Origin of the sequence: Burkholderia sp. NRF60-BP8, assembly GCF_001522585.2 — a bacterium.
GTDB lineage: Bacteria > Pseudomonadota > Gammaproteobacteria > Burkholderiales > Burkholderiaceae > Burkholderia.
In genome coordinates, this window is record NZ_CP013373.1 from 909,921 (window position 1) to 930,481 (window position 20,561).

The window sequence follows — 20,561 nt, forward strand, 5'->3', positions numbered from 1 at the left end:
GAGGGGCGAAGCGGATGTAAGCCTCACACTCTATCAAACCGGTCGCCCGCGTGCGTTCGGCGCCCGCCCGGCGCCCGCGCGAACCGCACCCTAGACGGTGCGGGAATAGCGCTGCCGCGGCGTCTGGCCGAGGTACGCATCGAACGCCATCGCGATGTTGCGCACGACCATGCGGCCGGCCGGATGGATCGTCAGCCGGTCGCGTGCGATCGTCAGCAGCCCGTCGCGCTCGAACCGGCGCAGCGCGTCGAGCTCGCGCGCGAAATGATCGGCGAAGCGGATGCCGTGCGCGGCCTCGACATGCGAGAACGGCAGATCGAGGTTGCACATCAGTTGCGTGATCACGTCGCGGCGCAGCCGGTCGTCCGGCGTGAGCCGTACGCCGCGCGCGATCGGCAGCCGCCCCGCGTCGAGCGCGGCGCCGTAGGCGGGCAGGTCCTTCGCGTTCTGCGCGTAGACGTCGCCGACCTTGCCGATCGACGACACGCCGAAGCCGATCAGGTCGGTATCCGCGCGCGTGCTGTAGCCCTGGAAATTTCGCTGCAGCGTGCCGTTGCGCTGCGCGCGCACGAGTTCGTCGGACGGCCGCGCGAAGTGATCCATCCCGATGTACACGTAGCCGGCCGACGTCAGCATGTCGATCGCGAGGCCGAGCAGCGCGATGCGCGTTTCCGGCGGCGGCAGCGCCGCATCGTCGATCTGCCGCTGCATCTTGAACAGGTGCGGCATGTGCGCGTAGCCGAACACCGACAGGCGGTCGGGCGCGAGCTCGATCATCGTCTCGAGCGTGCGCGCGAACGCGGCGACCGTCTGGTGCGGCAGCCCGTAGATCAGGTCGACGCTCACCGAATGGAAGCCCGTCGCCCGTGCGGCGGCGAGCAGGTCGGCGGTCATCGCGCGCGGCTGGATGCGGTTGATCGCCTGCTGCACGACCGGGTCGAAATCCTGCACGCCGAGGCTCAGCCGGTTGAAGCCGATCGTGCGCAGGTGGACGAGCGTTGCCGGCGTGACGGTGCGCGGATCGATCTCGATCGAGAACTCGGCGTCGGCGTCCGGCGCCAGCACGAAATGCTCGCGCGTGGCCGCCATCAGCTCGGCCGTTTCGTCGTCGGACAGGAAGGTCGGCGTGCCGCCGCCCCAGTGCAGTTGCGTGACGGGGCGGGACGGATCGAACAGCGCGGCCTGCAGCGCCATTTCGCGCTCGAGCTGGTCGAGATACGGGCGCGCGCGGCGGCGGTTGTTGGTCGCGATCTTGTTGCAGCCGCAGTAGAAGCACGCGGTGTTGCAGAACGGGATGTGGAAGTACAGCGACAGGTCGCTCGACGATGCGCCGGGGTCGCCGGCCGCGCGTACGTAGTCGGCCGGATCGAAATCGTCGCGGAATTGCAGCGCGGTCGGGTACGACGTGTAGCGCGGCCCGTTCGCGCCGTATTTCGCGAGTAAATCGGGACGGAACATCGTGTCGGCAGAACCAGAACGCATGACGGTCTCGCGTTTTTTAGATGCTTTCGAGTATATGAACGCCCGATCGGGCTGCATTGTGTAATAACGTCGCAGCCGGCGATGGCACAATGCGGGGTGGGGCTGCCGGATGCCGCGTCCGGTTGCCGCACCGTTTTTCGTTGTTCGTCGAGAGAGCCGAGTGTCCGTCGAAATGCCTGTTGTTCGCCCGGCGCCCGCCGAAGTCCCGCCGCCGCATGCGTGCCGCGAGGGCTGCGGCGCGTGCTGCATCGCGCCGTCGATTTCCAGCCCGATTCCGGGCATGCCCGGCGGCAAGCCGGCCGGCGTGCGCTGCGCGCAGCTCGGCGACGACCTCCGCTGCATGATTTTCGGGCGGCCCGAGCGCCCTGCGTGCTGTTCCGGGCTGCAGCCGTCCGCCGACATGTGCGGCGCGTCGCGCGACGACGCGCTCGCGTGGCTCACGCGCCTCGAGGTCGCGACGCGGCCGGCGCATCCAGGAGAGCGTTCAGCATGACCATCCCTCGCGCGCCCGGTCGGCGCCGTTTTCTCGCCGCCGCTGTCGGCGCCGTCGGCGTGTGCGTATCGCTTGCCGCGTGCGCGTCGACGTTCCCGTTCATCCCCGATCACTACACGTTCTCGCGCGGCGACGTGCAGAAGGCCGTCGCGCGCAAGTTTCCGTACCAGAAGACGGTCGCGCAGGTGGTCGACGTGTCGCTCGCGAACCCGGCCGTCAACCTGCTGCCCGACCAGAACCGCGTCGCCGTGCAGCTCGATGCCCATTTCGCGAGCCCGTTCCTGCGCGAGCCCGTCAGCGGCAAGTTCACCGTGTCGGGCCAGCTCGCGTACGACGCGCCGAGCCGCTCGGTCGTGCTGAAGGCGCCGGCCGTCGACAGCCTCGCGCTCGACGGCGACGCGCAGATGTACGCGCAGCAGGTCGGCGCGGCCGCCGGCCTGCTCGCGACGCAGCTGCTGACCAACTATCCGATCTACACGTTCAAGCCGGAACAACTGCAATTTGCCGGGGTGAACTACGAACCCGGTACAATTACGATCCTTACAAACGGCATACGCGTGGCGATCGTCGAAAAGTGACGACGGGGCGCGCACGGCCGGGCGGGCCGCGCGCGCAAGAGTGGCCTTTTCTTTCGACCATTTCGGAGTTGGGCCACGGATGGACTGGATCCTGATCTGCAAGGCATTGATCCTCGGCGTCGTCGAGGGGCTGACGGAATTCCTGCCGGTGTCGAGCACCGGTCACCTGATCGTCGCGGGCAGCTTCCTGAATTTCAACGATTCGCACGCGAAGACGTTCGACGTCGTGATCCAGTTCGGCGCGATCCTCGCCGTCTGCTGGGAATACCGGCAACGGATCGTGTCCGTCGTGTCCGGGCTGCCGAGCCGGCCCGACGCGCAACGCTTCACGCTCAACGTCGTGATCGCGACGATTCCCGCGATCGCGCTCGGCCTCCTGTTCGAGAAGAAGATCAAGGCCGTGCTGTTCTCGCCGGTGCCCGTCGCGTTCGCGCTCGTCGTCGGCGGTGCGATCATCCTGTGGGCCGAGGCGCGGCAGCGCGAACGCAGCGAGCCGCCGCGCGTGATGTCGGTCGATGCGCTGACGCCGCTCGACGCGCTCAAGGTCGGCATCGCGCAGTGCTTCGCGCTCGTGCCCGGCATGTCGCGTTCGGGCTCGACGATCATCGGCGGGATGCTGTTCGGTCTCGATCGGCGCGTGGCGACCGAATTCTCGTTCTTTCTCGCGATTCCGATCATCTTCGGGGCGACGCTCTACGAAACCGTCAAGGACTGGCAGGCGTTCACCGTCGATTCGCTCGGCCTGTTCGCGCTCGGGCTCGTCGCGGCGTTCGTCAGCGCGTTCGTGTGCGTGCGCTGGCTGCTGCGCTACGTCGCGACGCACGACTTCACGGTGTTCGCGTGGTACCGGATCGCGTTCGGGCTGTTCGTGCTGCTGGTGGGGTACAGCGGGTGGTTGAATTGGGCGTGATGCCGGGCGGATACACCGGCCGGGTCCGGCGCGCATCGCGGGCATCATGAAAAAAGGCCTGATCGGCAATTGCCGATCAGGCCTTTTTATTTGGCGAAGCCGCCGGGTCGTGCGCCGGCCGGGTGTCAGCCTGCGCGCTTGCGGAACACCAGGTCCCACACGCCGTGGCCGAGCCGCAGCCCGCGCCGCTCGAACTTCGTCACCGGGCGGTAGTCGGGGCGCGGCGCGTAGTCGGCGGCCGTGTTTTCGAGCGTCGGTTCCGCACCGAGCACGTCGAGCATTTGTTCCGCGTAGTTCTGCCAGTCGGTCGCGCAGTGAATGTAGGCGCCGGGCTTCAGCCGCGACGCGAGATGCGCGACGAGCGGCGGCTGGATCAGCCGGCGCTTGTGGTGACGCGCCTTGTGCCACGGATCGGGGAAGAAGATGTGCACGCCGTCGAGGCTTTCCGGCGCGATCATGTGCTCGAGCACCTCGACCGCGTCGTGCTGGATGATGCGGATGTTCGTCAGATCCTGCTCGCCGATCAACTTCAGCAGCGCGCCGACGCCCGGCTCGTGCACCTCGACGCCGAGGAAATCGTTGCCCGGGCGGTTCGCGGCGATCTCCGCGGTCGATGCGCCCATCCCGAAGCCGATCTCGAGGATGCGCGGCGCGCTGCGGCCGAAGATCGCGTCCCAGTCGGGCAGTGCCGGCGCATACGGGACGACGAAGCGCGGGCCGAATTCGTCGAGCGCACGGCGCTGGCCGGTCGACACGCGGCCGGCGCGCGTCACGAAGCTGCGGATGCGGCGGTGGTGCAGCGGGTTGACTGCGTCGGCGCCTTCGGGCGCTTCGTCGGGAATGGCGTCGTCGCGTGGCGGCAGGCCGGCTTCGTTCGGATCGTCGTGCATCATCGGTACAGAGAAAGGCTGGGTTCGGGCGAGGGCATCAGGCGCGCGGGACGCGCCGGCGCGGTACAAGGCGCGGTACAAAAAGCCGCCTTCGACGAGGCGGCTGGCGCGCGGTTGCGGAACGTGGAGACGGACGCGGCGATGCGCCGTCAAGCCGTTGATCCTTAAGGATTTCTCGTCCAGCTAACCGGAAAGAGCCGGATTATGGACTGGTTTGATCGGGCTGGCAAGGTAGCGGGGCGTTCGCGCGACGTCTCGCTGCCGCCGGGCGATTGAGTAGAATCGCGGGCGCTACAGGCGCGACCGGATGCGTCAGAGGCGTGCGTAACGCGATGAAAATGAACCGCGCGCGCTTCGTTCGGGTGCTCGCAGCCGGAACGACGAGAAACGACGGCGGTCGCCATGACGCTTCACGTTCGAGCGATGGTTGCTTTCGCAACGACAGTGCGAAATGGCGCGTCGGAACGATCTACGACCAATGGCCTTTAGGGAGAAAAGCCATGAGTGAAACAACTTCCGCGCGCCGCAAGGTCGGCAGTGGCCCGGCGATGCTCGCCCTTGCAGAGTGCGTGATCGCCGGCATCGCGGGCATTTCAATCGTGAGCGATCCGGGCAGTTTTGCCGGCGCGTCGGGATTCGGTGCGATCGGCGCGGCACTGGGCGTCGCGATCCTGTGCGGCATCGTATCGCTGGGCGGTCTCGCTTGGGCGATCGGCACCTTGCTCCACGCGAACGACGATGCCGGGTCTGCCGGATCTGATGCAATTCCCGCGTATTGCGCGATCGTGCTTCATGGCTTGCTGTGTCTGCCCATTCTCATCGTGATTTTTGCAGGCGGTATGAGGTAGCGGCTGCGTGCGCGCGCGGCTGGGGGGGTGCTTCCAGGGGAGCGGGCGTCGGGCTTTTCGCCACGAACGAGCTATCGGGCGACGAGGGGCCAAGGAAGTGCTTCGCTACGCACACTCTGGAGCAAATATCGCTGGCAAAGGGAGATTCGGCGGCTGCCGAAAACGCTGCGCGCCAAGCGCGGAAAGGACTTGAGAGGGGAGTGGAGCGGGCGATGGGAATCGAACCCACGTCATCAGCTTGGGAAGCTGAGGTAATGGCCATTATACGACGCCCGCAGAACGCGCAATTCTACAGGGATTTTTGAGGTTTGGGGAGTGGCGTTTCGCGGTCGCTGGCATCGAAACTGGCATGACTCGATGGCCGCGCGGTGGCAGCGCTCGTACAGATTTCTTCGGGGAAGCGTTGTAACTAGCCGTCCGCTACTTTAAACCCATCGCCTTGAGGTCGTTGTGGACGGTGGCCTGGGAAACGCCTAGTGTGTCGGCGATCGTCGTTTGAGTCATCTTCTGTTGCATTCGCAGCCGTGCCACGTTACTGCGACGAACGTCAATTTCACTTGGCTCCGATTTCGACATCGTGCGCATAGTCAGACCAGCATGCTCCGCTTTGGTCAAACGGACGGTATCCCCGCTTGCCGTTTTGCCAACAAGCGTGTGTACCCCGTTCTTGTACGTGACCTTATACTCTTCGATGCCCATCTCGCTAAGTTGCGACTGCAGGCCTGCAACCGGCACCATCGGCTGATGTTGTTTGGGGGAGATGGCCGGTGCAGGCATACGACGAATCACCGGCAGCTTACTCGTTGCCATGCGCTGTTCTCTTCTGGAGTTGATAAAATTTTTATCAAATTTATCAGGGGCGCATGATCCAGTCAAGTGTACCTCCCGGGTTTGCTGGCGAGAAAGCGTATCCACCCCGGAAGTTCCTGCTGGAATCACGTTTTCTCGTCGGGCCACCCTTCCAACGGCGATTCAATCTAAGAGCATGAACGTTGCACTGCAGTCAACGTTGCGTCGTTCTAGCTGACTGGACTCGCTGCGCCGGTCTGATTGGCCCTAGGGGGCTAGCTCACTCGGGCGAAAACCATCGCGGCTATCGCTACCAGGACGGCGCCAACTCCGCCGAAGGCCCCGACCATCGTCCAAAACGCAGTCCGGCTCGATGCCAGGAGGTCGCGCGCTGCCCGTTGCTCCGCGCGCTCAGAATCGCGCTGCGTGAGCCAAGCTTGGACATGCTTAGTCTGAGCAGATGTGTAGCCGCCGATAGCAAGCTTGCGCCGAATATAGCCTTCGTCGGTCGCTTCCAGCTCGCGATAGAGTTCGTCGATGGTTAGCCGCGCCATGGCCTACTCCTTCAACTCTTGGCTAGAGCCAATGGCACTTGCTCGCTCAAGCAAAGCTGCATACTGGGTGTCGGGAACGAGTCCAGCGGCGTGCAGCTTCTTCACAACCTTATACGGGTTAAGCAGAAGCACATACTGCATCGGCCCTTTAGTGCCTTTCCGAAAATCGATAAAGCCAAGCTCCTTCAACATCTTCATGTGGTTGCGGAAGGTGCTTACGTTTCGCTCACCCTCGTAGCCGGCTTCGAAGGCAGCATCAGCCTCGCTGTCGATGCGAACAAGCGCTTCGTCGAAGACGTGCAGCCATAAAACAAGGTAGGTTTTCCCCGCCGGAATCGCTTTTCCAGTTTTGCGCTTGGTGATGTCGTTGATTACGTTCATCATCATGGCAAGTGGGCGCGGTACTTGTGCGAACCCACCTCGTTTGCGATCGCCGAGTAGCCAAAGATCCTCTGCCTTTACGTCGGGCCAATGGAGATTGCGAATCTCGATAGCGGTTTGTTGCGCTTTACTGATCCGTTTCGCGTGTTGTTTGCCTGTCAATTGGCCTGCAATGATGCTTGCAAATGGATTCTCTGTCATCGATGTACTGCCGAGCGCAATAGTTCCGGCTGCGGTCGGTGGAGTTACTGCGCCGCCAGGTGCTGCGGCGGAAGGCGCGGACAGGTTGTCGGCGGCTGGAACGGGGAGGTTGTCGGACATGGGTGCAGGGAGTTGGTTTCGATGCATCTAGTCTGCCAGCACAGGTTTGCCGTCACAACGAAAGCGAATTTTCCAGTCGGTGAGTAGATAGCAGTTCTTTCACGAAGACGTAGGTGAGTTTTCGGGATTCGCAACAACTCAGATCTGAGTCGGCAAATTTGCCGTCATGAATTTATGTAGCAGATTGATTTAAAACGAATTTTTAAAAATTTCCAGTATCATACGTATCTTGCGTATCGTAAAGTATCGCAGGGTATCGTAGCTATCGCGGGTTGTAAGGGGCGCGAGATCCCCGCTGACCGACTCGGTTTGAAGCTCGCAACTTACCTCTGCGAGTTCGGTAGACCAGCAAGAATCGGCCGCGTCGTTGCGGGCGTTACCCCGATCGATGTCCAGGACGGCAATTTCAGTCGTTGGAGCAGCGGTTGCATTAGACGCCGGGCACTCATCCAATAGTGCGCGAACCCTCGCAGACTCTGGTGATTACATATCGCGGCTGTTCTCGAGCTACCTGCGTATGGGGTGGCACAGCAAGGGGCTGTCGGGCATACTGATCGGCAAGTAATAAAAAGGCCAACTCATGCCAATCGACTACAAGCAATACCAGGAAGAAGTCTGTTCCGACGTAGCGAGGGTTCTTGCCGACGCCGAGTGCCAACCCATCCTGTTTGTCGGCTCTGGATTCTCAAAGCGGTACGCGGGCGGGCCGAATTGGGAGGAATTGCTGACGGCTTTGGCAAAGAAGTGCCCGCAGATCGACAAGGACTTCGCCTACTTCAAGCAGACGTACAACGGCGATTTCAAGAAGATCGGCTCGGTCTTCACCGACCTTTATCGAGAATGGGCGTGGGGCAAAGGCAAAGACGAGTTTCCTGCGGATTATTTCAGCGCGAGTGCGCCCGCCGACATTTTCATAAAACATGCTATCGCCGAATTGCTCAAGGGCCTTGGCCCGAACGTAAAGGGTTCGTACGGCTCGCCCCAGCTAGACGCCGAAATAGAGGCGCTGAAGAACATCAGCGCGCACGCGATCATCACGACGAATTACGACGAGGTGATCGAGCCCTTGTTTCCACAATACGAAACCGTAATTGGGCAACAGATCATGAGGAAGGGCTATCTCGCGATCGGCGAAATTTTTAAGATCCACGGGTGCCGAACGATTCCGCAGTCGCTCGTAGTAAACGAGGCCGACTACCAGCGTTTCGACGAAGATCACAAGTACCTTAGCGCGAAGCTACTTACATACTTTATCGAGCATCCTCTCATCTTCATCGGCTATCGTGCTGACGACCCGAACATTAAGGCCATCTTGTACGACGTGTACCGCATGGTGCGAGCCACGACCGCGGACGTCGTCCCGAACATCTACATCTTGCAGTGGGATGAGACAATTAACGAGGCGTCGAGCCCCGCGCGCGAATACGTGGTCTCGGTCGCGCCCGACATCAACATTCGAATCAAAAGCATCACGGCAAACTCATTCGAGTGGGTGTTCAAGGCGTTTGGGCAAGCGGGCAACCTGGAGAAGATCAACACGAAGCTCTTGCGGGCGCTGATGGCGCGCTCGGTCGAACTGATCCGTTCGGACATCCCGAAGAAGCACGTAGAGATCAACTTTGAGCAATTGGAGCACGCTGTAGAGTCCGGGGAAAGCTTCGCGAAGCTGTTCGGCGTCACTTCGCTCGCGGACCCCTCGAAGGTCAATCTCGACTACAAGTACGCCGCGACGGGCGTTGGCCAGTTGCTCGGCTACGACACTTGGCACGAGGTCAGGAAGATCATCAACCGCATCAAAGAAGAAAAGGGTTTCGACATCACCGCCACGGACAACAAGTATCACATCGCGCTAAAGCTTGGCCACAAGTCTCCGCAGCTAAGCCATCGCTATACAGATGCGGCCGTTGATCTATTCCGCAAGGTTAGCAATGGAGAGCCGTACGAGATCGACACCGGCGCTGTTGAAATTGACAAGGCTGCTGTCGCCGCAGCAGCAAAGTCTGTCTGAATACGGTTCTTATCGCCGATCTATGCACGGAGGGGCACAGCAAGATTGCATTGAGCTACTCGTAGGTCGGCAGCGCCATCAGTGCCGCGCTGGCGGCACCGTCGTCCCCGACGCTTTCCAGATATTCGTGCTGTCGTGGCTTCACTCGAATCTTATCCGTGTTGCGGTATGAGCCGGGACCGTCAGGCACGATGACGAACACGGTATCACCGCGCATGATCAGACTGGCAATCTCATGATAAGCCAGCGCTCGGCCCACATCTAATCCGATGCTTCCGTCGTCGTTCTTACTGAACCGATGTATTTTTGCTTCGGCCACTTCCCCGATCGTCGCGTCCAGCTGAATCATCGAAATACCATAGGTGCTCATCGTTGCCCCCAAAACGGCGAAACGATAGGCCGCCGTCAGGGAAGTATAGCGAAGGCAGTGCGGAGACGGGCGTGCTTCGTTGCCAAGATCACGGTATAGCCGGGATAGTCGTCGCATGGACGACATCAAACACCCCAACGATTTTCCACCCCTGACCATCGAGCAGATTCAGGGGCTGGCGGAATCCATCCAAGACGCGTTCGGCACTGATTTCTCGCGGGCCGAATTCACGAACCATCTGCTGGCACTGCTAGAAGACGTGCCGGGATTCGAGACTGGCGATGTCCCAGCGACGTTCATCGAGTCAGCGTGGGACATCTACTCGGGCGGTCGCTCATGAGCCGACCGCTATTCCCACTCGGTCAGGTTGTTGCAACGCGCGGCGTAGCCGCCCATCTTGAACACCACCACATTTCCGCTTTCCTGTACCTCGACCGTCACGCACACGGCGATTGGGGGAGTGTACCCGCCGAGGACGCGAAGGCGAATCACCTAGCGATCGGACACGGCGCACGCATCCTGTCGAGCTACGAGATTGCGGGTAAGTACGTTTGGATCATCACCGAGGCAGATCGGCGCATGACGACGCTGTTGTTTCCGAGCGAGTACTGAGCATGATGGGCAAGCATCCTATCGTGCCGGAGATGGCCACGCCGGGCATGATCCGTCGTCCTTTGCGTGATCTGATCGCAGGGCTTATGCAGCTTCCTACAGAGCTATCTGGGGAGCCAGACTACGCCGAAGCCGATCCAGAACGGCTGGTCCAGCTTCCCGAATCAGCGGAGCTGGCGATGCAGATCATGCATGACGGGTTGGCGTCGATTGGGCTTCTGTACGCACACACCACAGACCGGATTGCAGGAGGGCACATCAAGGCGGCTCACGCCGCAGCTCTTGGTCGGCTTCAGGCCGAAATCGCGGACCTGCTTTCATATCTCCATCGACTGTCGTCGGAGTGCCGACGCTATACGGCGGACTACGAGGGCGACTAGATCACTTGCGTCGCGCGGCCTTCACTGGCTCGACCTCGAACGCCAGCATGTCGCTCGGTGCCACGTTCAAGGTTTCGGCTAGGACGCAGATATTGTATAGCGCGATATTCCGTTGGCCACGCTCGATCCCGCCGACATACGACCGCGCCAAGCCCGATTCGAGGGCGAGTTTTTCCTGCGACCAGCCTTTCGCCTTCCGCAGTTCCACCAGCCGTTTTCCGAACAATTCGAGCGGGTCGTAATCCATCGTTGGATGTCCATGAACATCCGGTGGAGGGTATGGATTTGACCTTTATGAAGCCACTCTCTATAGTGACACGCACTATGAGTGACAGTTTGGGGTGGCGGCATGTCGCCATGCCATCAATGGTCGCCGGAAAATTACAGAAAGCCAAACGGGGTGACGGGAATGATCAAGCTGGAAATCAGTCTTACAGGAGCGGGGCCGGACGAAGCTCGTCAGCTGGAAGCTGTGCTGCGGAAGGTTCTTGCCGAAATGAAGCCGCAGTTGAAGGGTATTGAGGCGACCATTGCCGCAACTCCTGTCGCAGATCCCTATGAATCGACCAAGAAAAAGATCCTCGACCATATCAAGTGGCGGAAGATCGAAACGGCAGAGCGTCTGACCGAAGATTTCTGGGAAGTCGATATCCAGGACTGGTTGAATCCTAAGGACAAGAAGAATCTCTATTCGGCCATCGACTCGTTGTGCAAAGACGGGTATCTCGAACCCGGCGCGGATCGACGTACATATTATCTGACGAACTTCGGCTACAACGCGATCTACTGACAAAAGGCGAGGCCAGTATGTCGCACGATTCGAAGAACGGCTTCTTCGCGATGATCGATCGCCTATGGCGAGCGTTCGTAGCAATGTATTGGGTAGCAGTAATGGTGCTGCTCCCTATCGTAGCGGTGCGCGGTTTGTACGTCGCGTATCGCAGAAAACGTGCTGCCACGGACAAGCACGAACGGCGCTATTGGCGTAACGAAATCCTGTTCAACTGGTGCCTGCTGTACGGGACCGTAGTGGTCTATTACCACATCTTCCAAGACATCCTTTTCCTCCCGTTTAGCTTTCAGGCTCAGGCGCGGTTCACCGCCTACTTCGACACAATCATGGGCCTGCCGGCTGCGATTTGGTATGGTGCTTCCGGCCAGAGCGGTGTGTTCGGCGATGACCCGATGGCTCTCCTGATGCCGACGTTCTTCGGCGTCTTCATCGTGTTCCTATGCTCGTTTGCATTGAGCTGGTTGCGCGTGTTCGGCCACGTAGATGAAGCGGGCGACTGGATAGCACCGAATCGAGTCAATCGTGAGCGAATCGCTCAGTTTGAACACGAGGAAGCGCCTTCCCGAGCGCTGTCGAAACAGTGGTACATGCATAAAATGCAACACCCAAGCAATCATCCAGCTTGGGACGAACTTCCCGAAGAGAAGCGACGGAAATTGATCGAGAAATGGGAGGCGGAGAAGGCCGACCTCTGGAGAAAAATCGAAGAGTGTCCTCGGGCATCGTACTTCAGCCGATCGAAGTGACCGAGATCGAGGCGGACATGAAGTTCGGAAAGCTGTTCGAGGGAAAGGTATGGCCGGAGGTGTCGGAGCGGATCGGCGTTATGTCGGTCGATTCGCTCGATCGGCTATGGATACCCGTTGCCGAAGAAGGCGGCTATCTGATCGCAAAGTCGAGAGACGGTCAGGCGGCATTACTCGGCCGCATGGGGATGCGTTATGACGGCAAGTTCTGTATCGAAGTCATGGTGCGAGCGACCATCGAGAACGGCAGACTCTCGGTTCCCGAGTTCTGGCACGTCGATCCGACCCGGACTCAGCAGTTGTACGACGCGATGCGATACCACATCAATAAGATCGACGCAGACGGGGACCAATAATGCTTCGCCCGACACGGGAAGACTTCGCGCGGTGGGGCGAGACCGGGCTCGCGTTCTTCGGGACGTATTTGCATCCGAATCCACGGATGTACAAATACATCTGGCAGATATGGACTCCGGATTCGCCGCTCGAAGGTGCGCTGTTCTTTCAGTTTGGCCCGAAATACAGTACGGCGCAGTTCCATGAAATCGAGGCTCAGATCATCGCGGCGGGCACGTCGGGATTCATCTACAACTATAAGCTCCCACGTCGTGGACTCGATCAGCTTTTCGATCTGACGCATCCCCGCTGGGCGAATCGAGAATTCGCGCCAGCGTGGGAGGATGATCCTGATCCAGAGTGGAACGGGCACAAATAAGGACGAGCGCGCAGCCGGGATTCCAACCCCACGAACTCCGGTTTTGTACGCCTTCAATAAGTCCTCAAAGTGCCCCAAATTCAGATACGTCGGGGCCGGGTAATCCCACGATTCATACGGGATTGAGCAGCAACGAGTCGATGACTTTTACGGCCTTCCGGCTCGCGTCGTTCGGGCTGAGGTGCGCGTAGCGTTGAGTCATCTTCGGATCACTGTGGCCGAGCAAGACCGACACCTCATACAGACTGACGCCCGCCTTGACGAGCTTGCTCGCGAACGTGTGCCGGAGCGTGTGCAGGGTGACGCGCCCACCGCGTTCCTTGACGAGAACGGGATCATTGAGTCCGGCCCGCTCGATTGCCTTCTTGATCGACTTCGTGCTGTAGCCTCGTTCGTTGCCGGTGCGATCTTCAAACACGTATCGCTGCCCGGATCGACGTTCTTCCCACCGCCGACGAAGGATCGCTTCGAGTCGGGAGGTCATGTGTAGCACATCTTCGTTTCGCACCTTGCTCCGATAGAGGCTGATCGTGCACGTGTCGAGGTTGATCGCCGACCACGGAATGTTCGCGACCTCCGAGTAACGGCACCCCGTATCGAGCAGGAAAACCGTGATATCGTAGTTGTCCTGCATATTCCGTGTCATTTCGGGTGTTTGCGGTTTAGACGAGTTTATACGCGTTTTAAGCCGTTCCGGATCGAGTTCGAGCAATAACGCCGACTCGTCGTTAGAATCCAGATATCGAAGCCTATACGAAGTCCTAAGCTCTGGAAAAACGATCTCACGACTGACTTTGAATCCGAGCTTCGCCATCTCGTTGATGGTCGCTCGAAGGAGTCCGATCTCGTGTTTGATCGTCGCGGGCTTGTCGCCCTCGGCCTTGCGCTTCGCGACGAGAAGATCAACATCGCGCGTCGTCAGCTCATGCAACAGCCTGTCGGGCGACATGCCATAGCAGGGGAGCTTGGCTTTCGTACGCGGATGAAGCTTGTAGCCGAGCGTCTTTCGAACGATCGAGCACATGTTCCTGTGATAGGAAGTCTCGCTCCGCGCTTCGACATATTGTTCCAACGCATCCTTGAGCGTGATGGGCTGCGCATCCCCGAGATACTGCTCGGCGTGGGCTCGATTGCGCATCTCGCGTTCGACCTGAGCGGCCTTCGTCTTGTTTGGCGTTCCGGTCGACCCGAAGAATTTCTTGCCCTGAATCTGGAACTGGTAGTACCAATTCTTGCTGTTGTTTCGACGGATGAGTGTCATGGTGTTGCTCCTTACGGAATGTAATTGATGAGTAACACCATCCGGGCTGAGACCGGGGTATGACAACAGCTTTCGCCCATGCCAGATGCAAAAAACGGAGCGTGCGCGAGCACGATCCGTTCGGGAGAAGTCACTTACGATGGGTTATGCGGCGAGGGGCTCACCCTCGTTGTCATCGGGGCCTACATCTTCGCCGGTCATGCCCGAGAGCAGCTTGCTTTGCCAGTCGCGCTTCCGCAGCTCAAGTTCGTAGTCGTAGAACTCATGGCCGACGTAGGCCCCCGTGTTCTCGTTGAACTGGAGGTCAACGAGCAGCGTCAAACCCTGATAGACGCGATGAGGCCTAGCAGCGGGCTTGTACCCCTTATCCTGCAAAATCATGCCGAGCCGCTTGCGGGAGTAGGAGAAATTGTATTCCGCCTCGCTCCACGCCTTGAAGAACTTGTACGCGTCACCGAAGTGGATTTCGCCATCCGGATCATCGCGTGTGAATTCCAACAACCAGCTCTCGACAACATCCATTTCGCCACGGTACTCGGACACCTCGTTCGTGATGATTGCCGGCTCCTTGAGCTTGTAGCCGTTCTCACGCCATTGCTGGCAGCCCACGAGCGCCCAGTTCAGGATGCCCGGGAGTTCATCACGCAGCTTGCGCTCAAGGTCGGGGTCACGTTTCTCGGGCGGAATCGTCACCGTGAACGGGATCAGCTTCATGCGACGCCAGATGCCATGATCGTTGCCCTTGATCGTAGGCTTGTAGTTTCCGGCGAGCCAAAGCTTGAAGCGAGGCGTGAACGAGAACGCATTCTGGTAGAGCATGCGAGCGACGATGTCTTCGCCGCCCGTATACCACTTCACCGTTTTCTCGCTGAAATGGCGTCCCTCTTCGACCTCGCTCATGGCGACGAGACGTTTCCCGACGAGGCGTGCGACTTCACTGCTTGAGGCATTCGAGGACATAGCTTGCCCGCCGTTCTTGTCGAGCAACATGTCGCCGTTCGCCTGTGCTCCAAGATCTCCGAAGAGAGCCCGCAGCAAATTGAGAAAGGTTGACTTCCCGTTTGCTCCGCTGCCGAAGGCAAAGAACAGGGCATGTTCCGAGGTTTGACAGGTCAGCGTATACCCAATGGCGCGGCGCAGGTACTCCACAAGCTCGACGTTCCCGTTCATGATTTCCAGCAGGAAGGCTTCCCACCGCGGGCAGGTTGCATCCGGATCGAAGCTCACCCCCGCGGTCTGCGTGATGTGCAGCGCGGGGTCCATCGGCATGAACTTGCCGGTCTGCAAATCAACGAGGCCGTTCTTCGCGGGGAACATCCATTCCCCTTCATCGAGGTTGCTGGCCGAGACGGCGATGCCGGGTTCGGACCTGAACAGTTCGACGGCATCCTTGAGCGCCTTATTGCTTTCGCTGTACTTCGCGTGATCCATCAGTTCACGGCGATTACCAGGATTAAGGCGGCGAATCTCGTCGTGGATCATCGGAATGATTTCGCGGGCGAGCAGCAGCACGCGAAGTTCATCGATGAAACGCCATGCACCGGACGGGGATTTTTCGAGCCAACGCTTCATCTCAGAGACGTAACGGAGCGTGTCGCTATACCGTTCCGACATCCGTTTCGCATTACCGAGGTCGGTTGCGCGCGAGACGCTGTCGTTGTTCTTCTGGTGCGAGTTCGCCACGTTTGCGGCAATCTGGGATACCTCCGACTCCGACAGCGGCGGGTCGCAATTGGCGGCGTTGTACTCCAGCAGTTCCTCTTCCAGCAGGTCAGGGTTCAGACCTGCATTGAGCAGGGAGAACCCCTCGAATGCGACGGACTCGTTGCGGTTACCGAGGATCGCAGATTTCGATTTGGCGGATTTCCGTTTGCGCGTCTTCGTGCCCTGCGTCGAGCAGAGCAGTTCAAGCAGCCACGCAGGGGCACGGGAAATGGGCAGTACGGGTTCCTCGAAGAAATAGGGCTCTCCGTTGATGGCTGACGGTGGAGCGAGACAGTAACCGCCCTCCGCCTTTACATCGACGCGAGGCAGGAAGTTGATCCTGCTCGGCACCTTCAGGTTCTCAGGATACCGGTAGATGAGGTGATACCCACCTGACGGTGTGAACACCTTGCGAGTAGGAGGGAGTGCGCCGTGTTCTTTCTCCAGACGACTGATCGATTTGAGGCCGGTTGCATCCCCATTCTTCACATCGACATCGACAACGAGCACGTAACCGGACGCCGGTCCTGTCGCGTAGGCGACGTTGTAGTCGGGGCATTCATTCGCCCATGCGCGATGCTTGTCGGGATCCATGTTCGCATCCTTGAATCCGTGCTGCGTAGCAGGAACCTTATCGTTCAGGCGGATAGGGAGCGGGGCGAGGCCTTCGGCTGCGAGGGCGGAGTATTTTTTGATTGGATCCGTATTCATGATTAGGAATGCATAATAGATGACCGAGAGGTAGTGCATGCACCATCTCCCGGTAGCGGGTTAGCAGATTTTGAGTGTTATTCGCCCGTAATCGGGCATGTCAAGTCGTGGTTACGAGGTCCGCAGGTGTCAGGCATACACCATCTCCTCGGAGCCGACCGGTACAGAGTCCATTGGCAGAGCGAGGTCCGTTGTTGTGTAGATGGCGTTGCACTCCTCGCAGACGAAGCCATACGGTTTTCCGTTCATCCCGATAATGCGGAGTGGACTGTGCCCGATCGGGTGCATGGGGCAGTGGATGTAATCTCCGATCCGAAGGCTGGACAGGGGCTGCTGGCCGTCAACAGCGGTAACCGGCCAAACGGGGTACTCGGGGGGCAAGTCAAGGACCCAATTATCAGGGCCGGACCATTGAAGAAGCCCCTCTTCAAGAAACAGGTGGAGGGAGCGTGTCGCGTCATTAAATTCGGTATGCATAATATTTCCCTGTGAAGTGGAAGGCCAAGCTGTTCACCGTGAACGTCGCTGGATCGAAATCAAATGCGAGGGAGCACCTCGCCGCACGTTCTTCGTCGCCGAGGAGGTGTGCAGAAAAATTCGATGGACTGGACTGTACGGAGGCGGAAAGCGCGGCGCAAGATGAGTAGTTTTTGTCTTTTCCGGCGCGGAGCACGAACTGGCGGGAGCCGAAAAATCGAATGCGCGAGCTAGAAGGGTGTTACAAAAAAAGGGGGAAGGGGTGGAGGGGTTACGTTATTTGTAACAGGCCTTGTCGGACCGTTTTGACGGTCGACGATGCATGTTTTCGGTCGAGACACCCCCTCGAGATCGGATGCACAATTCCCTCACATGTGTTGCTAGTGAAAACCCTTATCCGTTGGTGTGGTTTCGTTGCTTTCTTACGTCAATCTAGTGAAAACACCTATTTTTGACGATTCGATTCCATGAGCAGTAGGTGCAAATTTTCGGGGGGAGCCTGTCGTATATTGGTCATTGGGAGACGTCCGGCGGGCCGGCTCCCTCGGTCGCTCGGCGTCCTTCTCCTCGCCCTCTCACCCGTGCGCGCGAGCACAACACATCCTAAACAATTCAACGATTTCTTCATTTTTCAAAAATTTCTCCATTTCTCTCTCCTCCTATACAAATTTTCTAAAAACAGGAAGAATTGTTTAATTGTTTAAAAAGCCGTTCCCCTTCTGTTGGATGTGAAGAAATTTCATCCCCGCAACGCGGGGGCGGTCGGCGACGCTGGAATACGAGGGGGCGAGCGGGAAGGTCCTACGGCAGAATCCTAGAAAGCTGATGGTCTAGCTCGGAAATTCCCGGTAGATCAAGGGGATAGAGGAGATGGGGGTGAGGGTGACGTGAAAACTGTCACTGTTGCTCGACGGATTTCACGATGGTCGCCGCCGTGTCTATCAAGGGCGCGCTCGATGTTGCCCTAAAGGGCAGTCTGCCGGACCCTGGACGCACTTTCAACGAACGGAGTGCTGTCATGGTCGACCAGAAGCAAGGTGCAACGAGCAAGGACGAGAAAGCTGGCAAGCCGGTTGCTGCTGACCAGAAGCCGGTGATTCCGGCAACCAGTTCGACGGGAAATGATTCCGCAGCGAAGGCGGCACCAGCTACGCCGACGAAGATGGAGCTGGCGACGGAAATCTACAAGCGGATGCGGACCGTCAAGGATGTGACGCGGAAGGACATCATCGAAAAGTTCATCGCCGAGGTGAAATTGACGAAGGCCGGTGCGAGCACCTACTATCAGATGATCAAGGACAAGCAAGAACCGCTCGGCAAGAAGTGAGCATTGGCTGAACGCGCGGGGAGTGGCCCGACTGTGGCTACTTCCCCACTTCGGAGGACTCGGGCTGAATCTTCATCTGACTCTGTGATTCATCCATCGTTATTTGACGGATCGTTCAGTCGTCTTGCAAACAACATGTGAAGCGAAAGTTCTTATCCTTGGCGCGGATTGAGCTTAAGCGAAAGGCAGTTATATCCGATGTGAATTTAAAGCCATGCTTGGCGGCCAAGTGATTTGGCTCGATAGGGTGATTTTGCTCAATCAGTATAGATTTCCTGTGGGCATCTTCTTGCACATTCAACCTCCACACTGCTTCGGCGGTTGTTCCGGTTCCTGCAAAAAAATCTAGCACCGTACCGTCAAACGGGCAGCAAGCGTCAATTAAGTCCGAAATTAATGTGATGGGTTTGGGGGTTTCGAATATTTTTTCTCCAAAAATATTTTTTACTTCTGCTGTTGCCTTGTCGGTGAGGTAATCGTCGCTATCCAAGATGCTGCGTAGCTTCACGCGCTTGTTATCCGTGTGGTAGTTTTTGACATAAATTGTTCCCTTCTTCGAGGCAAACAGTTTCCATGACTCGGCTTTCGCTTTGTCACGTCCCCAGAGCCAGCGTCTGGCAATACCTTTTGAGTCATGTGGGTAGATCTCTTTGAGATCATTACGTACTTTCTCTGTAAATACTTCCCCATTATCCGAATAATACAGGGGGTAGTACATGTTGGGCCTGTCTTCTCTTAGGCTCGCATCTCCTTTTTTTCGAAATAAGCCATCGATAGTATACTTGCCGTAACAGTCCTCCTTCTCGTATCGTCGTGTGCTTTTTTCGACAACGCCGGAGACAGTTGCTAGGCTCGATTTTCCGTATAGAACAACATATTCGTGCATAACTGCGACATGCTTCTTGCTGCCTTTCCCATTTTTGCTTCTATGTACGACCAGCGTGGCTATATGGTTTTCGCTCGAGAATATACTATCCATCAAGATTTTAAGGTGCGCATATTCGTAGTCGTCAATGCTGACGGCTATGATTCCTGTTTCTTTGAGAATCAAGTGCGCGGCGACAAGTCGAGGTAACATGAAGGTCATCCAGTCATGATGTTTTCCCCAAATTGTCCCTGACTCCCTTGCTCGGTTATCGCAATAGACGAATTTTTGCCCGGTATTATATGGTGGGTCGATGTAGCAAAAATCAATCTTTTTTTGATCTTCTGCGAGCAATTGGGACAAGGCGCGTAGATTATCACCTTTGATTAGAACGCATTCATCGACGGGTAGTATGGCTTTAGGCGTCCCGGGTGCAACTGTGTCGGGTTCGTTAAGGCCCATGGCTGTAGCGATGGCGCGAGTTCGTGCATTAAGCCGCGTTTGAGCCAATATGTAGCCTGAGGTTTGATTCTGGATGCCTTCTGTGGCGGTAGAAAATAGATCGTAATTCACTTTAGTTCTTTACCGAAATATTTAAGCAGAAGTTCTAGTGCTTCCTTCTTCTGCTGCACTCCAATCGACTGAAGTATCCCTGAAATATTGATTTTCCCCGTGCCAGAATCCCAGTAATTCTTTTTCATCACCTGATGCCTTCCGCACAATGCTTGCCACTGAGTCGGATCGGCAGTATCCGTGTTCGGATTGATCGAGTGAGGCGTCACATGGTCGGGCGTCAACTTTACAGTTCCCCCGCCGACAGGGTCGATATCCCCCTCATATAGCCCGCAAGTCCGCCCATCCTCGGACCATTCGCAGCGGTTACCGGCTCGCGCTAGTACTTGGCCCCAACAGTCCCTTGTGGGGAGAACGCGTTTGCCTGCACTCTCTCGCCGCTCGCTATGTGGCATCAGGTACTCCTGCGGAGCAAGATCCTTGGAATCCCGCCATGACAAGATCGTGTAGCCCTTGTCTGTTCTCAATTCGGATAGGCGTTGGTGCCAGTTCTCCGGTTCTTTGCCGGTAACTGGGTCGGTTGCTGCCCGTAGGATCTGATCGCGCGTCACGACTAAGCCAATGTTGTTGAGAAATAAGGCTTCGATCCGCTGACTTACCGTCTTTTGATCGTACCTATTGGCGTCTTGACTGTATTTTTTTGTGCTGCCGAGCATGGCTTGGTCTCGTGGTCGAAAACCGATAGTTTGCCATGCTTGCACCCGCATACCGAGACGCGCGCGATGTATGTTGATGCGGAAGCGTTCGATCGGTTGTCGCTTGTGACCCTATCC

At 58.1% G+C, this 20,561-nt stretch carries 24 protein-coding genes and 1 tRNA gene; 13 read left to right on the forward strand and 12 right to left on the reverse strand.

Translation table 11 applies throughout. From position 1 onward, the window contains the following. Positions 1-90: 90 nt before the first annotated feature. Complete coding sequence (gene hemN / locus WS54_RS17380; RefSeq protein ID WP_059779503.1) at positions 91-1,482, reverse strand: oxygen-independent coproporphyrinogen III oxidase; 1,392 nt, start codon at positions 1,480-1,482, stop codon at positions 91-93. 172 nt (positions 1,483-1,654) lie between these two features. Here hemN and WS54_RS17385 point away from each other — a divergent pair, with 172 nt between their 5' ends. The 3 genes from WS54_RS17385 (at position 1,655) to WS54_RS17395 (ending at position 3,463) form a co-directional block, all read left to right on the forward strand. Continuing rightward, entirely contained in the window at positions 1,655-1,975 is a 321-nt protein-coding gene (locus WS54_RS17385; protein WP_059779795.1) for a YkgJ family cysteine cluster protein, read from the forward strand. Next, the gene (locus WS54_RS17390; RefSeq protein ID WP_034206615.1) at positions 1,972-2,553 is read left to right on the forward strand and encodes a DUF1439 domain-containing protein; all 582 of its coding nucleotides are present in this window, start codon (positions 1,972-1,974) and stop codon (positions 2,551-2,553) included. Before WS54_RS17385 ends, WS54_RS17390 begins: the two co-directional genes overlap by 4 nt. A gap of 79 nt (positions 2,554-2,632) precedes the next feature. Next, positions 2,633-3,463, forward strand: coding sequence for an undecaprenyl-diphosphate phosphatase (locus WS54_RS17395; protein ID WP_011544783.1), 831 nt, complete (start codon positions 2,633-2,635; stop codon positions 3,461-3,463). 125 nt (positions 3,464-3,588) lie between these two features. Here the strand turns inward: WS54_RS17395 and trmB are convergent, their stop codons facing one another. Continuing rightward, complete coding sequence (gene trmB / locus WS54_RS17400; RefSeq protein ID WP_059779505.1) at positions 3,589-4,356, reverse strand: tRNA (guanosine(46)-N7)-methyltransferase TrmB; 768 nt, start codon at positions 4,354-4,356, stop codon at positions 3,589-3,591. Positions 4,357-4,685: 329 nt separating this feature from the next. Between trmB and WS54_RS17405 the strand changes: the two genes are divergently transcribed. After that, the gene (locus WS54_RS17405) at positions 4,686-5,201 is read left to right on the forward strand and encodes a hypothetical protein (RefSeq protein ID WP_236872798.1); all 516 of its coding nucleotides are present in this window, start codon (positions 4,686-4,688) and stop codon (positions 5,199-5,201) included. 201 nt (positions 5,202-5,402) lie between these two features. On the opposite strand, the gene WS54_RS17410 is transcribed toward WS54_RS17405, so the two are convergent. From WS54_RS17410 to WS54_RS33690, 4 genes are all read right to left on the reverse strand, one after another. After that, a tRNA-Gly gene (locus WS54_RS17410) sits at positions 5,403-5,477 on the reverse strand. Positions 5,478-5,621: 144 nt separating this feature from the next. Continuing rightward, positions 5,622-6,116, reverse strand: coding sequence for an HTH domain-containing protein (locus WS54_RS17415; protein WP_159086683.1), 495 nt, complete (start codon positions 6,114-6,116; stop codon positions 5,622-5,624). Positions 6,117-6,265: 149 nt separating this feature from the next. Further along, positions 6,266-6,544, reverse strand: coding sequence for a hypothetical protein (locus WS54_RS17420; protein ID WP_059779510.1), 279 nt, complete (start codon positions 6,542-6,544; stop codon positions 6,266-6,268). A gap of 3 nt (positions 6,545-6,547) precedes the next feature. After that, a complete protein-coding gene (locus tag WS54_RS33690) occupies positions 6,548-7,246 on the reverse strand; it encodes a hypothetical protein (RefSeq protein ID WP_159086684.1) in 699 nt (232 codons plus the stop codon). A 580-nt stretch (positions 7,247-7,826) separates the two neighbouring features. Here WS54_RS33690 and WS54_RS17430 point away from each other — a divergent pair. Further along, on the forward strand, positions 7,827-9,254 hold the full coding sequence (locus tag WS54_RS17430; protein ID WP_059779515.1) for an SIR2 family protein: 1,428 nt from the start codon (positions 7,827-7,829) through the stop codon (positions 9,252-9,254). A gap of 55 nt (positions 9,255-9,309) precedes the next feature. Here WS54_RS17430 and WS54_RS17435 read toward each other — a convergent pair whose 3' ends face one another. Next, positions 9,310-9,624 carry a hypothetical protein gene (locus WS54_RS17435; RefSeq protein ID WP_059779516.1) on the reverse strand — a complete coding sequence of 105 codons (315 nt, stop codon included), beginning with the start codon at positions 9,622-9,624 and terminating at the stop codon, positions 9,310-9,312. 115 nt (positions 9,625-9,739) lie between these two features. Here WS54_RS17435 and WS54_RS17440 point away from each other — a divergent pair, with 115 nt between their 5' ends. Genes WS54_RS17440 through WS54_RS17450 form a run of 3 tightly spaced genes read left to right on the forward strand, consistent with a single transcriptional unit; the run spans position 9,740 to position 10,616 of the window. Next, positions 9,740-9,964 carry a hypothetical protein gene (locus tag WS54_RS17440; protein WP_059779518.1) on the forward strand — a complete coding sequence of 75 codons (225 nt, stop codon included), beginning with the start codon at positions 9,740-9,742 and terminating at the stop codon, positions 9,962-9,964. Further along, positions 9,961-10,236: a hypothetical protein gene (locus WS54_RS17445; RefSeq protein ID WP_059779519.1), complete on the forward strand. Its 276-nt coding sequence runs from the start codon at positions 9,961-9,963 to the stop codon at positions 10,234-10,236. Before WS54_RS17440 ends, WS54_RS17445 begins: the two co-directional genes overlap by 4 nt. Positions 10,237-10,238: 2 nt before the next feature. Then, on the forward strand, positions 10,239-10,616 hold the full coding sequence (locus WS54_RS17450) for a hypothetical protein (RefSeq protein WP_059779521.1): 378 nt from the start codon (positions 10,239-10,241) through the stop codon (positions 10,614-10,616). Position 10,617: 1 nt separating this feature from the next. On the opposite strand, the gene WS54_RS17455 is transcribed toward WS54_RS17450, so the two are convergent. Beyond that, on the reverse strand, positions 10,618-10,863 hold the full coding sequence (locus tag WS54_RS17455; RefSeq protein WP_059779522.1) for a helix-turn-helix domain-containing protein: 246 nt from the start codon (positions 10,861-10,863) through the stop codon (positions 10,618-10,620). Between the two features lie 162 nt (positions 10,864-11,025). On the opposite strand from WS54_RS17455, the gene WS54_RS17460 reads away from it, so the two are divergent. The 4 genes from WS54_RS17460 to WS54_RS17475 all read left to right on the forward strand — a co-directional run bounded on the left by WS54_RS17460 (position 11,026) and on the right by WS54_RS17475 (position 12,870). Next, on the forward strand, positions 11,026-11,406 hold the full coding sequence (locus WS54_RS17460) for a hypothetical protein (protein WP_059779525.1): 381 nt from the start codon (positions 11,026-11,028) through the stop codon (positions 11,404-11,406). A gap of 17 nt (positions 11,407-11,423) precedes the next feature. After that, a complete protein-coding gene (locus WS54_RS17465; protein WP_159086685.1) occupies positions 11,424-12,155 on the forward strand; it encodes a hypothetical protein in 732 nt (243 codons plus the stop codon). Then, positions 12,152-12,511, forward strand: coding sequence for a hypothetical protein (locus tag WS54_RS17470; protein ID WP_236872799.1), 360 nt, complete (start codon positions 12,152-12,154; stop codon positions 12,509-12,511). Before WS54_RS17465 ends, WS54_RS17470 begins: the two co-directional genes overlap by 4 nt. Before the next feature lie 86 nt (positions 12,512-12,597). Beyond that, positions 12,598-12,870 (forward strand): hypothetical protein, encoded by a 273-nt coding sequence (locus tag WS54_RS17475; protein ID WP_236872800.1) that lies wholly within the window; start codon positions 12,598-12,600, stop codon positions 12,868-12,870. A gap of 112 nt (positions 12,871-12,982) precedes the next feature. Here the strand turns inward: WS54_RS17475 and WS54_RS17480 are convergent, their stop codons facing one another. Both WS54_RS17480 and WS54_RS17485 read right to left on the reverse strand, forming a co-directional pair. Then, positions 12,983-14,131 (reverse strand): site-specific integrase, encoded by a 1,149-nt coding sequence (locus tag WS54_RS17480; protein WP_059779532.1) that lies wholly within the window; start codon positions 14,129-14,131, stop codon positions 12,983-12,985. Positions 14,132-14,275: 144 nt separating this feature from the next. After that, complete coding sequence (locus WS54_RS17485) at positions 14,276-16,585, reverse strand: phage/plasmid primase, P4 family (RefSeq protein ID WP_236872801.1); 2,310 nt, start codon at positions 16,583-16,585, stop codon at positions 14,276-14,278. A 1,456-nt stretch (positions 16,586-18,041) separates the two neighbouring features. Here WS54_RS17485 and WS54_RS17495 point away from each other — a divergent pair. After that, positions 18,042-18,350, forward strand: a complete 309-nt coding sequence (locus WS54_RS17495) for a hypothetical protein (RefSeq protein WP_025369826.1) — start codon at positions 18,042-18,044, stop codon at positions 18,348-18,350. 115 nt (positions 18,351-18,465) lie between these two features. On the opposite strand, the gene WS54_RS17500 is transcribed toward WS54_RS17495, so the two are convergent. Next, positions 18,466-19,788 (reverse strand): site-specific DNA-methyltransferase, encoded by a 1,323-nt coding sequence (locus WS54_RS17500; RefSeq protein ID WP_159086686.1) that lies wholly within the window; start codon positions 19,786-19,788, stop codon positions 18,466-18,468. Continuing rightward, positions 19,785-20,444, reverse strand: coding sequence for a hypothetical protein (locus WS54_RS17505; RefSeq protein WP_043036305.1), 660 nt, complete (start codon positions 20,442-20,444; stop codon positions 19,785-19,787). The genes WS54_RS17500 and WS54_RS17505 overlap by 4 nt, the downstream gene beginning before the upstream one ends. Positions 20,445-20,561 lie beyond the last annotated feature (117 nt).

Excerpts from the sequence above, each read along its gene's own strand:
- hemN (WP_059779503.1), bottom strand. The coding sequence starts at position 1,482 with ATGCGTTCTGGTTCTGCCGACACGATGTTCCGTCCCGATTTACTCGCG.
- WS54_RS17385 (WP_059779795.1), top strand. The coding sequence starts at position 1,655 with ATGCCTGTTGTTCGCCCGGCGCCCGCCGAAGTCCCGCCGCCGCATGCG.
- WS54_RS17390 (WP_034206615.1), top strand. The coding sequence starts at position 1,972 with ATGACCATCCCTCGCGCGCCCGGTCGGCGCCGTTTTCTCGCCGCCGCT.
- WS54_RS17395 (WP_011544783.1), top strand. The coding sequence starts at position 2,633 with ATGGACTGGATCCTGATCTGCAAGGCATTGATCCTCGGCGTCGTCGAG.
- trmB (WP_059779505.1), bottom strand. The coding sequence starts at position 4,356 with ATGATGCACGACGATCCGAACGAAGCCGGCCTGCCGCCACGCGACGAC.
- WS54_RS17405 (WP_236872798.1), top strand. The coding sequence starts at position 4,686 with ATGAAAATGAACCGCGCGCGCTTCGTTCGGGTGCTCGCAGCCGGAACG.
- WS54_RS17420 (WP_059779510.1), bottom strand. The coding sequence starts at position 6,544 with ATGGCGCGGCTAACCATCGACGAACTCTATCGCGAGCTGGAAGCGACC.
- WS54_RS33690 (WP_159086684.1), bottom strand. The coding sequence starts at position 7,246 with ATGTCCGACAACCTCCCCGTTCCAGCCGCCGACAACCTGTCCGCGCCT.
- WS54_RS17430 (WP_059779515.1), top strand. The coding sequence starts at position 7,827 with ATGCCAATCGACTACAAGCAATACCAGGAAGAAGTCTGTTCCGACGTA.
- WS54_RS17435 (WP_059779516.1), bottom strand. The coding sequence starts at position 9,624 with ATGAGCACCTATGGTATTTCGATGATTCAGCTGGACGCGACGATCGGG.
- WS54_RS17440 (WP_059779518.1), top strand. The coding sequence starts at position 9,740 with ATGGACGACATCAAACACCCCAACGATTTTCCACCCCTGACCATCGAG.
- WS54_RS17445 (WP_059779519.1), top strand. The coding sequence starts at position 9,961 with ATGAGCCGACCGCTATTCCCACTCGGTCAGGTTGTTGCAACGCGCGGC.
- WS54_RS17450 (WP_059779521.1), top strand. The coding sequence starts at position 10,239 with ATGATGGGCAAGCATCCTATCGTGCCGGAGATGGCCACGCCGGGCATG.
- WS54_RS17455 (WP_059779522.1), bottom strand. The coding sequence starts at position 10,863 with ATGGATTACGACCCGCTCGAATTGTTCGGAAAACGGCTGGTGGAACTG.
- WS54_RS17460 (WP_059779525.1), top strand. The coding sequence starts at position 11,026 with ATGATCAAGCTGGAAATCAGTCTTACAGGAGCGGGGCCGGACGAAGCT.
- WS54_RS17465 (WP_159086685.1), top strand. The coding sequence starts at position 11,424 with ATGTCGCACGATTCGAAGAACGGCTTCTTCGCGATGATCGATCGCCTA.
- WS54_RS17475 (WP_236872800.1), top strand. The coding sequence starts at position 12,598 with ATGTACAAATACATCTGGCAGATATGGACTCCGGATTCGCCGCTCGAA.
- WS54_RS17480 (WP_059779532.1), bottom strand. The coding sequence starts at position 14,131 with ATGACACTCATCCGTCGAAACAACAGCAAGAATTGGTACTACCAGTTC.
- WS54_RS17485 (WP_236872801.1), bottom strand. The coding sequence starts at position 16,585 with ATGCACTACCTCTCGGTCATCTATTATGCATTCCTAATCATGAATACG.
- WS54_RS17495 (WP_025369826.1), top strand. The coding sequence starts at position 18,042 with ATGGTCGACCAGAAGCAAGGTGCAACGAGCAAGGACGAGAAAGCTGGC.
- WS54_RS17505 (WP_043036305.1), bottom strand. The coding sequence starts at position 20,444 with ATGCTCGGCAGCACAAAAAAATACAGTCAAGACGCCAATAGGTACGAT.